The sequence below is a fragment of the Alistipes sp. genome (assembly GCF_048465575.1).
GTDB lineage: Bacteria > Bacteroidota > Bacteroidia > Bacteroidales > Rikenellaceae > Alistipes.
The window spans coordinates 1-14,095 of record NZ_DBFWLG010000027.1 but is presented as its reverse complement, the minus strand read 5'-3'; the positions used below and the strand labels follow the sequence as shown (position 1 = coordinate 14,095).

At 60.9% G+C, this 14,095-nt stretch carries 12 protein-coding genes; 7 read left to right on the top strand and 5 right to left on the bottom strand.

Annotated features, from left to right (window positions below):
• The coding region (locus ACMQ11_RS07930; protein WP_418992226.1) for a leucine-rich repeat protein at positions 1-912 on the top strand (912 nt) is incomplete at its 5' end.
• Between the two features lie 64 nt (positions 913-976).
• Here ACMQ11_RS07930 and nfo read toward each other — a convergent pair.
• Complete coding sequence (nfo, locus tag ACMQ11_RS07925; protein ID WP_418992225.1) at positions 977-1,822, bottom strand: deoxyribonuclease IV; 846 nt, start codon at positions 1,820-1,822, stop codon at positions 977-979.
• Positions 1,823-1,918: 96 nt separating this feature from the next.
• On the opposite strand from nfo, the gene ACMQ11_RS07920 reads away from it, so the two are divergent.
• Genes ACMQ11_RS07920 through ACMQ11_RS07910 form a run of 3 tightly spaced genes read left to right on the top strand, consistent with a single transcriptional unit; the run spans position 1,919 to position 4,949 of the window.
• A complete protein-coding gene (locus ACMQ11_RS07920) occupies positions 1,919-3,055 on the top strand; it encodes a DUF3078 domain-containing protein (RefSeq protein ID WP_418992224.1) in 1,137 nt (378 codons plus the stop codon).
• Positions 3,055-4,695 carry a S41 family peptidase gene (locus ACMQ11_RS07915; RefSeq protein ID WP_418992223.1) on the top strand — a complete coding sequence of 547 codons (1,641 nt, stop codon included), beginning with the start codon at positions 3,055-3,057 and terminating at the stop codon, positions 4,693-4,695. Before ACMQ11_RS07920 ends, ACMQ11_RS07915 begins: the two co-directional genes overlap by 1 nt.
• A gap of 35 nt (positions 4,696-4,730) precedes the next feature.
• Complete coding sequence (locus tag ACMQ11_RS07910; protein WP_418992222.1) at positions 4,731-4,949, top strand: hypothetical protein; 219 nt, start codon at positions 4,731-4,733, stop codon at positions 4,947-4,949.
• 143 nt (positions 4,950-5,092) lie between these two features.
• Here ACMQ11_RS07910 and deoC read toward each other — a convergent pair whose 3' ends face one another.
• The 4 genes from deoC to rpsO form a co-directional block, all read right to left on the bottom strand.
• On the bottom strand, positions 5,093-5,971 hold the full coding sequence (deoC, locus tag ACMQ11_RS07905; RefSeq protein ID WP_418992221.1) for a deoxyribose-phosphate aldolase: 879 nt from the start codon (positions 5,969-5,971) through the stop codon (positions 5,093-5,095).
• A 341-nt stretch (positions 5,972-6,312) separates the two neighbouring features.
• Entirely contained in the window at positions 6,313-8,034 is a 1,722-nt protein-coding gene (locus ACMQ11_RS07900) for a hypothetical protein (RefSeq protein ID WP_418992227.1), read from the bottom strand.
• A 209-nt stretch (positions 8,035-8,243) separates the two neighbouring features.
• Positions 8,244-10,478, bottom strand: coding sequence for a polyribonucleotide nucleotidyltransferase (gene pnp, locus ACMQ11_RS07895; RefSeq protein ID WP_418992220.1), 2,235 nt, complete (start codon positions 10,476-10,478; stop codon positions 8,244-8,246).
• A gap of 94 nt (positions 10,479-10,572) precedes the next feature.
• Positions 10,573-10,845, bottom strand: coding sequence for a 30S ribosomal protein S15 (gene rpsO, locus ACMQ11_RS07890; protein WP_295915497.1), 273 nt, complete (start codon positions 10,843-10,845; stop codon positions 10,573-10,575).
• Between the two features lie 189 nt (positions 10,846-11,034).
• Between rpsO and ACMQ11_RS07885 the strand changes: the two genes are divergently transcribed.
• The 3 genes from ACMQ11_RS07885 (at position 11,035) to ACMQ11_RS07875 (ending at position 13,899) form a co-directional block, all read left to right on the top strand.
• On the top strand, positions 11,035-12,045 hold the full coding sequence (locus tag ACMQ11_RS07885; protein ID WP_418992219.1) for an FAD:protein FMN transferase: 1,011 nt from the start codon (positions 11,035-11,037) through the stop codon (positions 12,043-12,045).
• Positions 12,046-12,047: 2 nt separating this feature from the next.
• On the top strand, positions 12,048-12,911 hold the full coding sequence (locus ACMQ11_RS07880) for a YegS/Rv2252/BmrU family lipid kinase (RefSeq protein ID WP_418992218.1): 864 nt from the start codon (positions 12,048-12,050) through the stop codon (positions 12,909-12,911).
• Positions 12,912-12,981: 70 nt separating this feature from the next.
• On the top strand, positions 12,982-13,899 hold the full coding sequence (locus ACMQ11_RS07875) for an AraC family transcriptional regulator (RefSeq protein WP_418992217.1): 918 nt from the start codon (positions 12,982-12,984) through the stop codon (positions 13,897-13,899).
• Positions 13,900-14,095 lie beyond the last annotated feature (196 nt).

Below are 14,095 nucleotides of genomic sequence, written 5' to 3'. Positions count from 1 at the left end.
CCGACCACTTTCAGCAAGGGATTCACCGTGAACGTTACGCTCTCCGACGGCAGGGTGATGACGCTTCGCGGAGGCGTTGGGCAGACGGCCAGACGGGGCCGGATTCTGGCCATGCCGGCCATCGAGCTGGAACTGCCCGCTCCGCTGCTCTATTCCTACGACCAGACTGCGTGGCAGCCGTGGAACTATCAGGGGAGCGGCATCCCCGAAGTGCTGCCGAATCTCAACACGACGAATCGCGCCATCTATCTGAAAGACAATCCGGAATCATCTACGCCGGGAATCACCCGCGCCCACCTGCAAAGTATCGCGGACAAGTTTCGCAAGGATGCGGCTACGGAGGAGACTTTCACACTGACCATGAACAGTGCGACATTGGCCGGGACGACGGAGTTTCCGAGCGATATCTTCTGCGGAGCGTGCTGGAACGGAACGGTCAACACCGCCAAGGCCGATTATGCGCTCAAGCTAATAATCTTCCCAAGCAACATGACGCGGATCGCCGACACCTCGATCGATACGACTCCGAGTCTGGTCGATATGTTGGGTGCATTTTGCGGGAACCACGGGCTGGTAACGGTGGGCCTGCAAGGTGGAGTGACTTATATCGGTTCGGGAGCATTTGCCCTCTGCAACTCACTCAAGAGCGTTCTCATAACCGGAGCGGACGGAGAGCTTACGATCGGGAAATATGCATTTCGTATTTCAAGCGCGCTCGCTGACGTGCGCATCGCCCGGACCACGCCGCCCAAACTCGTATTCGACGAGAGCGGTCGTTCGCCCTTTTACGGGGCGGGAACCAGCGGTATTGTATTCCGCGTGCCGGCCGCTTCGCTGGCGGCTTACAGGGCCGACCCTTCGTGGCAGAAAGTGATCGCCGAGGGTGCGAACCGCACCTGGGCTGTGTACTGATTCCGGCTGCTCGAAAAATAAGGCGGGGCGCAACTCTTTTCCGGGTTGCGCCCCGCCTTGTTGTTTACTCCCCTGCCATCGCTTTCAGCAGGGCGATCTCCTCAGCCCAGCGATCCTCGTCGGGAGTCTCCATGATGAGCGGAATCCCGTCGAAGCGGCGGTCGCGGGCGATGTAGCGGAAGCACTCCATGCCGATCATCCCCTCTCCCAGGGGCGCGTGGCGGTCGATGCGGCTCGCAAGCGGCTTCATGGCGTCGTTTAGGTGCATGCCCCTGAGGTAGCGGAACCCCACCGTGCGCTCCAGTTCGTCGAACGTACGGTCGCACGCCCCGGCCGTCCGGAGGTCGTAGCCCGCAGCGAAAGCGTGGCAAGTGTCGATGCAGACGCCCACCCGCGACTTGTCGTCCACGCGGTCGATGATGTAGGCCAGCTGCTCGAAGCTGCTGCCCAGGTTCGAACCCTGCCCGGCGGTGTTCTCGATCACGGCCGTGACCCCTTGGGTGCGGTCGAGGGCCCAGTTGATCGACTCGGCGATGCGGTCCATCGTCGCTTGCGCCGAGCTGCGGTCGAGGTGGCTGCCGGGGTGGAAATTGAGGCGGTCCAGCCCCAGCTGCTCGCAGCGCTGCATCTCGTCGAGAAAGGCCGCGCGCGACTTTTCGAGCGCCTCGGGATCGGGGTGCCCGAGGTTGATCAGGTACGAGTCGTGGGGGAGAATCTGCCGGGGCGCGTAGCCCAACTGCCGGCAGGTTTCGCGGAACGCCGCGATCTCGCTCTGCGGCAGGGGCTTGGCCACCCACTGCCGCTGGTTTTTCGTAAAGAGTGCGAAGCCCGTGGCTCCTATCTCATGGGCGTTGCGGGGTGCGTTGGAAACCCCTCCGGCCGCGCTGACGTGTGCTCCAAAGTATTTCATACAGTCTCTATCGTATTTAACTCAAGGCAAAGTTAACGTTTTCTGTAAATAAATTCATAAATTTGCAGTTTGAAATCCCGATAAATACGCTCCATGATGAAACGTCTTTACCCGATATTGCTCGGCGCCGCGCTGGCGGTTGCGGCGCTCCCCGCGCAGGCGCAAATCTCCATCGACGAGGTGAACGCTCGGACCGAGGGCGTCACTTTCCGCGACCGGGTGAAATCCACCCCCGTGGAGGTCGACTATTTCAGCCTGGCCCGCTACAAGGCCGAGCGGGCGGCCATCCGCAAAGAGCGCAACTACCTCGAATTCGGCGGCGGCCTGCAAGGGGCGCTGACCTCGTACAACGATCCCTGGATTTCGGTATCGGGCGGTGACAACTCCATCGCGCTGGTGGCCACGTTCAACCTGAAGCACACCTTTACCAAAAACCTCTTCTCGATCGAGACCAAGTTCAATGCCAAGCTGGGCTACAACCGCATGAAGGTCGAGGTCGACGAGGGCGAGCAGGGCATCTGGTTCAAGAACCAGGACGAGTTCGAAATCTCGACGGCTCCGTCGCTCAAACTCTCCAAGAACTGGTCGTACGGCGTGATCGCCAAGTTCCGCAGCCAGTTCGTCAACGGCTACAAGTCGCGCACCGAACAGGAGAAGAAAGACCTCAAGAGCAAGTTCATGACCCCGGGCTATCTGGACATTTCGCTGGGTATCACCTACAAAAGCCCCAAGCCCAAATTTCCCATCACCGTCAACCTCTCGCCCATCGCCCTGAACGCGACCTTTGCCGAGAGCGACCTGATCCGGCGCGAGAATGGCTTCAGATACGGTATCGAGGACCCGGACAAGACCTCCAAGTACGAGGGCGGTTCGTCTATCCAGATCGATTTCGACCGCAAGTTCGGCAAATCGGAGTTCCTGCGCTACCGCACGATGCTCTACACGTTCTACGGCTGGATCACCGACATCGGCCAGAAAAACAAGATCAGCGACTACTCCCGCTTCACGGCCGCCTATGCCGAGTGGGAGGCGGGCGAAAAGGACATCAAGAACAAACCGCGGCTGCCGATCCACCCCATTGTGCGCTGGACGAACACGGTGGAGATCAAGGCTACGAAATACATCTCCACGGTGCTCAGCTTCGAGCTTTATTACAACCGGGCGCAGAACGTCGACGTGCAGACCAAAACCCTCTTGAGCGTCGGGCTGGCCTATACCTTTAAGAACAAGTAATGTACAAGAATTCGAAATATACCGTCCTTTTTCCGCTGCTGTTGGCCGCGGGCGTTGTCCTGGGCCTCCTGCTGGGACAGTACCTGGGGCGCAACACCACCGAGTCGCAGATTCGGGGGATGCTCCGCCACATGGCCCTGCCGACCAACAAGCTCACGCAGACGCTGGCGCTGATCGAGAACCAGTACGTCGACTCCGTGTCGATGGATTCGCTCGCCGAGCACGTCATTCCGCTTCTGGTCCGCGAGCTGGACCCCCATTCGGTCTACATCCCGGCGCGCGAGATGGCCGAACTGAATGAGCCGCTCGAGGGTGAATTCGACGGCATCGGAGTGGTGTTCAACATGGCCACCGACACGGTGATCGTGCTGAACGTCATCCCGCAGGGTCCCAGCGACCGGGCCGGGATCAAGGCGGGCGACCGCATCCTCGAGATCGACGACTCGCTGGTGGCGGGGCGCAAGATTCCGCAGAACCGGATCGTCCGCCGGCTGCGCGGCCCGCGCGGCACGACCGTGCGGCTGGGGCTCCAGCGGCAGGGGATCGCCGGTCTGGTCGATGTGGAGGTCGTGCGGGGCGTGATCCCGATCAAGAGCATCGAGGCGGCGTTCCGGATCGCCGACAGCACGGGCTACATCAAGCTGGGGCAGTTCGCCAAAACCTCGTCCGAGGAGTTGCGGCGCGCGCTGGCGGCGCTCCGCGCGGAGGGGGTCACGAAGCTGATCTTCGATCTGAGGGGCAACTCGGGCGGTTTTCTCGACCAGGCCATCGAGATCGCCAACGAGTTCCTGCACGAGGGGCAGCTGATCGTCTACACCGAGGACCGCAACCACGAACAGCTGCGCGAATACGCCGACGGCACGGGCACAGCGCAGGAGATGGAGGTGGTCGTGCTGATCGACGAGGGAAGCGCCTCGTCGAGCGAAATTCTGGCCGGGGCGCTTCAGGACAACGACCGTGGTACGATTGTTGGTCGTCGTTCGTTCGGCAAGGGGCTCGTGCAGCGGCAGATACCGTATAGCGACGGCTCGGCGCTGCGCCTGACCACGGCACGCTACTACACCCCTACGGGCCGTTCGATCCAGAAGCCCTACACCATCGGCGACGAGGCGGGCTACGAGGAGGACATCTGGAACCGCTACCGCAACAACGAGTTCTTCTCGGCGGACAGCATCCATTTCGCCGACTCGCTGCGGCGCGTAACGCCCGCCGGCAAGGTGGTCTACGGCGGCGGCGGGATCATGCCGGATGTGTTCGTTCCGGCCGACACGACCGACGTGACGCGCTATTTCGTCGAGGTGGCTGGGCGCAACATCCTCTACCGCTACACGATAGAGTATGCGGACCGCCACCGCGAGGCGCTCAATGCCGTCCGCACGCTCGCCGAGCTCGATGCGCTGCTGGACGGCGACCGCACGCTGGTCGACGATTTCGTCCGCTACGCCGCCCGTCAGGGCGTGGCTCCGCGCTATGGCGACATCGCCCGTTCGCGGCGGCTGATCGCGGCGCAGTTGAGGGCCTACATCGGACGCAACACGCCGCTGGAGGACAACGGTTTTTATGCCGAGATCCATCCGGTCGACAACGTGGTCGTGCGCGCCCTCGAAGTGCTCAATAACGGGAATCCGACCAAGCCGTAACGGCCTGCGGCGGGTTTGTAAAAAAGTATACGAAAATGATAAAAAGACTCATCGCTATCCTCGTGGTCGTGGCCGTCGTGGTCATCGTCGTCGTGGCGGCCATCCGGCGCGACAATTTCAAATCGATGGTCCTGCGCGACGATGCGTTGAACGGGGTGGTCCCCGAAGCGACGACCACGGCGCCGCAGCCCATCGCGCCCGTCGAGATCGAGGCGACCGACTCGCTGACCGTCATAACGTCCGATTCGCTCTGAACCGGGACTCTCTTCTCGCATCGAAGCGGCGGCCTTGCGGGCTGCCGTTTTTCATTGCGGCCGGTGCGCAGGCGGTCCCGCACAAAAAAACAGCAGCCCCGAGGGCTGCTGCCGTGTAGTTTTGGCAGGGCGCGTGCGTCTGCTTAGAAAAACTTGATCTCGCGTCCCTCGATGGCCGAGAGGAGGTTGTTCGCGGCCGACGAAGCGCCGATGCGGAACAGATCCGTCGTCAGCCACTCGGGCCCCAGGATCTCCTCGACGATGGTGTAGTAGAGCGCCGCATCCTCGGCCGTGCGGACGCCGCCCGCCGCCTTGAAACCGACCTTGCGGCCCGTCTTTTCGTAGTAGTCGCGGATGGCCTGACACATGACCACGGCCGCTTCGGGCGTGGCGGCCACGTCGATCTTGCCTGTCGAGGTCTTGATGAAATCGGCCCCTGCGAACATCGAAAGGAGCGACGCCTTGCGGATCAGTTCGGGGGTTTTGAGCGCGCCCGACTCGATGATGACCTTGAGCACCACATCGTCGCTGGTCTCCGCGCGGATCACCTCCACCTCGTTGGCGGCTTCGTCGTACTCGCCCGTCAGCATCCGGCCGACGTTCAGCACAATGTCTACCTCGTCGGCGCCGTTCTCCACGGCCATCGCAACCTCCAGCGCCTTGACCTCCAGAAAGGTCTGTGCCGCGGGAAATCCGCCCGCCACCGAGGTGATGCGCATGGGCGTCGGGTCCACGGCCAGCCCCACGGTCTCGACGAACGCGGGGTAGATGCAGATCGAAGCCACGTTGGGGATGGCGGGGTATTTTTCGTAGAACTCCACGGCCTTGCGCGCGAATGCCGTCACCGAGGTCGTCGAATCGGTGCAGAGCAGGGTCGTCAGGTCGATGGCCGAGAAGCAGAGTTTGTAAACCTCGGTCGTGCGGTTGCGCCGGGAGGCCTCGCGGATGCGGGCGACCTCGCGGTCCACCTCTTCGGCACTCGGGGCCGGAGCATATTCGTTCAGGTGATTTGCGTACTCCATTGTCTTATGCTGTTTTTACAAAAATAGGAAAAATTATCCATACCGGTATGTCTCCGCCGACAAATTATTTTCCGGCACTTTCCGTAGTCGTTCGGGCAGCTCGGTTGTCGCAGCTCATGCTGTCGGGGACATTCCCTGTCACGACTCTTTTTCCTGCTCCCAGGAACTCCTTTTTCGCGGTTCTTTTCCGATCGCGGCTGCATGGGGTATTCCTGACACTTTTACCCGCCGCCGAGCTCCTCGGCCCCTTTTCCGGCCCGTTCGGCTCGGCTCTCCTCCACAATACAAAAAAAGAGCCTGAACCGTGCGGCTCAGGCTCTTTTTACTATCCCGGTGCGAAATTAGTTGCGCAGGGCTTTCAGGTTGATGTCCTTGGCGGCTTTCTCGGCCAGCTTCGGGTTCTTCGAAACGGCGCTCTTGAGCTGTGCTTCGGCGGTCTTCAGGTCGCCCTCCTTCGAGGCGATCACGGCGCGCAGGTAGTCGGCGTCGGCCGAGGTATCCTTGGCGATGGCTCTCTTGGCGGCCGGCAGGTCGTTGTTCATCACCGAAGCCACGGCGGCGTTGTAGCCCTCCAGGCCTTTCGATGCGGCCTTGTAGTCGCCCTCGGCGGCAGCCATGGCGGCCTTGGCCTGGCTGTCGGCAGCGGCGGCGTATTTCTTGGCCTCGGCGGTCTTGTTGTTGGCCAGGTTGGCCAGCAGCAGGTTCTTGTTCAGCTCTTTAGACGAATCCATCTTGGCGGCCTTGTCGAACGACTTGAGGGCTGCGGCCTTGTCGCCGGCCTTGGTCTGGGCTACACCGAGGTTGTTCCATACGCGGGCGTCGTTGTATTTCTTCGAAGCGGCCGTGAGGATGGCCACCTGCTCCTCGGCGCCGTTGGCGAGCGTCTCGGCAGCGTAGAGCATCTCCTCGACCGTGAGGTTCTGTCCCTTGCGGAAAGCCTCCATGATCTCGGCGTCGGTCTTGCCCTGGATGTCGGTGCTATTGACGATCTGCGAGCGGCGCAGCTCGGGCAGGATGTCGCTCTTCAGCTCGTTGAATACCGACGACATGTTCTTGATCTCGGTCTCACGCTCGGCGGGCGAGTTGTAGAGGCTCAGCACTTGGAGAATGAGGTTCTTGTCCTTGATGTTCGATTTCTCGACCAGCTCCTTGAAGCCGTCCCAGTCCTCGCCGTAAGCGGCGGCGTCGATCTCCAGACCGGCGTCTTTGAGGAGTTTGGCCACGACTTTCTTACCCGACTCGCTGCGGGCTTTCGAGAGTTTGTCGTTGAACGTGACGGGGCCGTCCGGAGAAGCGTAGCCCTTGACGGCGATGTTCTGCGTGGCGCGGTCGTTCTGGAGTTTCTCGTCCACGTCGGCCTTGAAAGCGTCGAGGTTGGCGGCTTTCTCGTTCTTCTTGGTCACTTTCGACGAGTTGATCGCATACAGGAGGTCGGTCTTGTCGACTACGGTGGTTACTTTCTTGTAGTTGTTGGCCATCGGCTCCATCAGGTCGCCGTACTTGAGGTCTTTCTGCATCGTGTTCAGACCGTAGGCTACGGTCAGCCCGAACTCCTTGGCCAGCGCGGCCTTGGCGGCGGCGTCGTTACCGGCCAGCACGGCAGCCTGCTCCTTGGTCGGAATGGCGCCGGTGTTGAGGTTCACCAGCGTGAACTCCTTGCATTTGCCGCCCGGGCACTTGATCTCGGCGCGCAGCTGCAGGGCGCACTGGTCCATGCGGGGATCGTACGGGAATTCGACGTGCTGCGTGTAGCTGCCGCCGCTCTTCTTGTCCACGACGGTGTAGTTCTCGTCGACTTTTGAGCCCTGGAGATACTTGGCCGGACCGGCTACCTCGCCGCCCTCGAACACGATCACGGGGGTCACTTTCAGCACGGCCTTGGCGTTGAAATATTCGACCGGGAACGTGACGTTGATGTCCGCGGCGACGATGCCGTTGTTGAGCGTCAGAATCTCGGGGGTCACCGTCAACTTGATGTCGTCGCGGTTCTTGGCCATCTTCTTGAAGCAGTTGCAACTCGAGAATGCCAGTGCGGCAGCTACGAGCACCATGCTCAATTTCATCAATTTTTTCATGACAGATAAAATTTAATGTGTTTATTTGTTGTTGTTTGCCTTTTTTGTCGTCTGTTTTGCGTCCGGCCGCTCCCTCTTCGCGGAAGAAAAGAAGCGCCCAACAACGCAAATATAGAAAACTCTTGCTTATTGTGCAATTTTCCGGCAGGAATTTTTTGGTAAAATCTCCTGCCGGAAACCGCACGTTTGCAGCTTCTTTACTCCTCCTTGCGGTCGTGGTGCTCGCGCCGCTCGGCACGATCGCGCCGTTCGCCGCGCTCGGGACGGGGGCGGCGCTCCCGTTCGACATAGCCTTCGGGCTTGGGCAGCAGCACCTTACGCGACAGCTTGAGCTTGTTGGTCTTGGGGTCGAGGCCGATGAGTTTGACATCTATTTCGTCGCCCTCTTTCAGTCCGGTCTCCTCCATGGTTTCGAAACGCTTGTAGTCGATCTCCGAGATGTGGAGCAGGGCGTCCTTGCCGGGCATGATCTCGACGAAAGCGCCGAATGCGACGATCGAACGGATCTTGCCGTGGTACGTCTCTCCAACCTCGGGAATAGCCACGATGGCCTTGATGCGGTTCAGGGCGCCGTCGAGGGCTTCCTTGTCCACGCCGAAGATGTCCACGATACCTTTCTGGTCCACCTCCGTAATGGTGATGGTCGTGCCCGTGGTCTTCTGAATGTCCTGGATGACCTTGCCGCCGGGGCCGATCACGGCGCCGATCATGTCCTGCGGAATGGTGATCTGCACGATGCGCGGCACGAACGGCTTGTAGTCGGCCCTCGGCTCGGCGATGCACTCGGTCAGTTTGCCCAAGATGTGCATGCGGCCTTTGCGTGCCTGCTCCAGTGCGGCGGAGAGCACCTCGTAGGAGAGTCCGTCGACCTTGATGTCCATCTGCGTGGCGGTGATGCCGTCGCGCGTTCCGGTGACCTTGAAATCCATGTCGCCCAGGTGGTCCTCATCGCCCAGGATGTCCGACAGCACGGCCCACTTGCCCGTGGCCGAGTCGGAGATCAGACCCATGGCGATACCCGACACGGGCTTTTTGATCTTCACGCCGGCGTCCATGAGCGCCAGCGTGCCGGCGCAGACCGTGGCCATCGACGACGAACCGTTCGATTCGAGGATGTCCGAGACGATCCTGACGGCGTAGGGGTTCTCCTCTCCGAGCGGAATCATCGGTTTGAGGGCACGCCAGGCCAGGTGGCCGTGACCGATCTCGCGGCGCGAAAGACCGCGGGCGGCACGGGCGTCGCCGGTCGAGAAAGGCGGGAAATTGTAGTGCAGCACGAATTGTTCGCTCCCCTGCACGAGCACCTCGTCCTTGATCTTCTCGTCGAGCTTGGTGCCCAGCGTAACGGTCGTCAGCGACTGCGTTTCGCCGCGGGTGAAGATCGCCGAACCGTGGGCCGCGGGCAGGTAGCCCACCTCGCACCAGATCGGACGGATCTCGTCCGTGCGGCGGCCGTCCAGACGCATGCCCTCGTCGAGGATCATGTTGCGCATGGCCTTTTTCTGTACGTCGTCGTGGAAATATTTGTGGATGAGCTGTCCCTTTTCGGCCAGCTCCTCCTCCGTATAACGGGCCGCGAACTCGGCTTCGAGAGCGTTGAATTTCTCTTCGCGCTCGTGCTTCATCGTGCCGCTGGTGGCGATGGCATAAGCCTTGTCGTAGAGCTCGCGGATGATCGTCTGGCGCAGCTCCTCGTCGTTGACTTCGTGGCAGTAGGTGCGTTTTACGTCCTTGCCCAGCTCTTTCGAAAGCTCGATCTGTACGGCGCAGTGCTTCTTGATCTCCTCGTGTGCGAACTCGATCGCTCCGAGCATGACCTCCTCCGAGACCTCTTTCATCTCGCCCTCGACCATCAGGATGTTGTCGATCGTACCGCCGACCATGATGTCCAGGTCGCACTCGGCCATCTCCGAGAAGCCGGGGTTGATGGCGTACTGACCGTTCTTGCGCACCACGCGCACCTCCGAGATGGGGCCTCCGAACGGAATGTCCGACACGGCCAGGGCTGCCGAAGCGGCCAGGCCGGCCAGGGCGTCGGGCTGAATATCCTTGTCCGCCGAGATGAGGTTCACCGTCACGTAGACCTCGGCGTGGTAATCCGCGGGGAACAGCGGGCGCAGGGCGCGGTCGATCAGCCGGGCCACGAGGACCTCGGCGTCGTTGGCGCGCGCTTCGCGCTTCATGAATCCGCCGGGGAAGCGGCCGCAGGAGGCGTATTTCTCCTTGTATTCCACCTGCAAGGGCATGAAATCGGTGTCGGGTTTCGCGTCTTTGGCCGCTACCACCGTGGCGAGCAGCATCGTGTCGCCCATGCGGACGACCACCGAGCCGTCGGCCTGCTTGGCCAGTTTGCCCGTTTCGATCTCGATCTGCCGGCCGTCGGCGAGGTCGATCGTTTTACGGACTGCATTGTACAGCTTCTTTTCTTCCATAAAAATTTAAACCTATTGTAATGTCGATTTGTTGGCGTTTTACGAAAATGAAGGCAACCCCTCGCGGGAATTGCCCTCATTTCTTCCTCGCGGATTACCGGCGGAGGTTGAGTGTCTTGATGATCGCGCGGTAACGCTCGATGTCGACCTCCTTGAGGTACTCCAGCAACGCGCGGCGCTTGCCGACCAGGCGCAGCAGTGCGCGCTGGGTTCCGAAGTCGTGCTTGTTGCTCTTGAGGTGTTCCGTAAGGTGGCTGATACGGTACGAGAACAGCGCGATTTGGCTCTCGGGAGAGCCCGTGTCGGTGTTGGACTTGCCGTACTGGCCGAAAAGCTCCTGCTTTTTCTCAGCTGTTAAATAAGCCATTTTGAAATGTTTTTCAAGTTCCACTCTACGACGCATCCCCCTTACCGTGGATCACGCCAGAGCGTTGGGCAAAGGTACGAATTAATTAAGAATTAAGAATTAAAAATTAAAAATTATTTGCCTTTTAGACCCGAATCGTGCCCATTTTTCGGGGAAAATCGTATTTTTGCGGCTAAAACGGTGAAAGCTATGGTGAAAAAGGGAATCGCCGCGGTGGTGGCGGCGCTCGCGGCGGCAGGGATTGCGGGGTGCGCGGATCGCACGCAATACACCACCGTGGACGGCGTGATGCTGGGTACCACGCTGCATGTGGCGGCCGACGTGAAAGCGGTCGACCGAAAGACGCTCTACGCCGCCGTCATGGCCCTCGACGCCGAGGCCAAGGCCTCGATGTCGATCTTCGACGAGGAATCGCTCCTGAGCCGGCTCAACCGCAACGAGACGGACTCGGTAGACCGCCACATCGCTTTCAACCTCCGCTTGGCCGACAGCATCGGCCGTTTGAGCGACGGCCGTTACGACGTGACGGTCAAGCCGCTGGTCGAAGCATGGGGTTTCGCCGGTCGGGAGCGCACCGAAAATCCGAACGTCGACTCCATCCTGCAATTCGTCGGCCGCGAAAAGGTGCGGATCGTCGACGGGCGCCTCGTTAAGGACGATCCGCGCGTCGAGCTCGATTTCAACTCCGTGGCCAAGGGCTATACGGTCGATCTGCTGGCCGCGCTGGTCGAACGGTTCGGCGCCGAAAACTACCTGGTGGACATCGGCGGCGAGGTTCGCTGCCGGGGCGTCAACCGCGAGGGCCGACCCTGGCGCATCGGGATCGAAACGCCGTTCGACGGCAACATGTCCAACGGCGAATACCTCCAGAAGCGCATCGCCCTTACGGAGGGCGGCCTGGCCACCTCGGGCAACTACCGCCGTTTCTACCTCGATTCCGAAGGGCGCAAGGTGGCCCACACCATCGACCCGCGCACGGGCCGCAGCGCCCTCTCGCGGCTCTTGTCGGTGACGGTCGCCGCCCCCACGTGCGCCGAAGCCGACGCCCTGGGGACCATGTTCCTCGCTATGGGAGCCGACGACGCCCTCGCGCGGGCCGAGAGCCTGCCCGGCGTAAAAGTCTATTTCATCCTTGCGGGCGAGGGCGACGCCTACGAGGAGTGGGTCTCGCCCGCCATGAAAGCGCTGATAATGAACTGACCATGAAAAAAGCCGTTTTACTCTACAACCCCTGCTCGGGCAAGGGGCGCATCGGGCGCAACACCGAGACGATCTGCACCGTTTTCCGTGCCTACGGTTACGACATCTCCCCGCAGCCGATCGATTTCGGGCGCAATCCGTTCGAGGGCAACGAGCAGGTCGACCTTTTGGTCGTCGCGGGCGGCGACGGCACGGTCAACTACGCCGTCAACGCCATGAAGAGCAAGGACCTGGACATTCCGATCGGGGTGATCCCAGCCGGCACGGCCAACGATTTCGCCGGGGCGCTGGGCATGTCGCACGAGCCGCTCGAGGCGGCGCGGCAGATCGCCTCGGGCCGCGAGGAGCGGGTCGACTGCGGCCGGGTGAACGGGCTCTATTTCGTCAACATCTTCTCGTTCGGCCTCTTCACCACCACCTCGCAGCGCACGCCCGACCATCGCAAGCACCGCATCGGCAAACTGGCCTACCTGATCGAGGGCGTCAAGGAGGTCCGGACGATGCACGCCGTGCCGCTGGAGATCGTGGCCGACGGCGAAAAGTTCGATTTCAATTCGCTTATGGTACTGATTTTCAACGGAGAGACAGCGGGCGGGTTCCGCCTGGCGCGCCGCTCCTCGGTCAAGGACGGCCTGTTCGACTGCGTGCTGCTCGAGAAGAAAAATCTGCTGCGTTCGACCCTGGCGATGGGGCGCTACCTGCTGGGCGGCAACCCCAAGATCGTCCGACAACTGCGTGCGCGGCGGATCGAGATCCGCTCGACCATCGACGAACCGACGGACGTGGACGGACAGAAAGGGGCCGGATTCCCGCTGCACGTCGAGTGTCTTGCGGGCGGGCTGCGGGTCGTGTGCCAGCCGCAATAAGTATGTTTTTGCTGCCGGTGCTTGCATCTGCGGTGCGATTTTCCTAATTTTGCCCCAAACCACTACCGATATGGCGGAATCCGGCAAAACCACGAGGACCCGAGGCGCCCGGGAGAACCTGCACAAGGTCTCGATCTCCCGCATAAAGAAAGAGATGAGCGACGTCTTCTACCTCTCGGACGATCTGGTCATCACGACGTTGACGACCGAAAAGAACACCACGGCCGACTATCCCACCTCGATCGACGGCTTCTCGGCCATCATCATGATGGCCGGCGAGGCCACCGTGTCGATCGACATGCAGAACTACCACGTCAAGCCCAATACGCTGGTCTTTTTCAATCCCGATTCGATCATCCGCACCGTCAAGTGCTCGGCCAACGCCGCGGCCTACCTGCTGGCTTTCTCCAAACAGTTCGTCAACGAGATCCAGATCGACCTCTCGACCTCGCTGCCCGTCTACATGCGTTTCGGCAAAGCCCCCGTGCTGGAGGTCCGCCCCGAGGACGTGGTTGAGATACGGCAGTTGTTCCAGCTCATCAAGACCATGTTACGCAGCGACAAGGAGCGCTACCGCCACGAGATCATCCGCACGCTCTTCACCACGGCGTTCTACCTCATCACCGAGATCAACCAGCGCGACGAGCCCAGCCCCCTCAAACCGGGGCGCTGCGAGGTCCTCTTCGACGAGTTCATGTCGCTGCTCAAGCAGTACAACAAGCGCGAGCGCAACGTGAGTTTCTATGCCAAACAGCTCGACATCACTCCCAAATACCTCTCGTCGGTCGTCAAGGAGGTGAGCGGCAAGACCGCAGCCCGCTGGATCGACGAATCGGTGATCCTCGAAGCCAAAGCTCTCCTGAAATACTCGGGCATGAGCATCCAGGAGATCGCCTACCACCTCAATTTCTCCACCCAGTCCTTCTTCGGCAAGTATTTCAAGCAGCACACCGGCACCTCGCCCTCGCGCTACAAACGCAAAGGCTGACCGCCATGCGGTATTGACAATTCCTAATTGGTGCCGTTCCGAGCGGCATGATATTGTCTCCGAACGGCTTAATATTATCATTGCGAGCGCATGCGAGGAATCTTCCGCTTATCACGCCGCGTTCCGCGGCAGCAGTCTGCAGCCACCCCGGGCGGAGGACTGCACTCAGCTCTTCGGCTTCGAGCAGACCTCCACT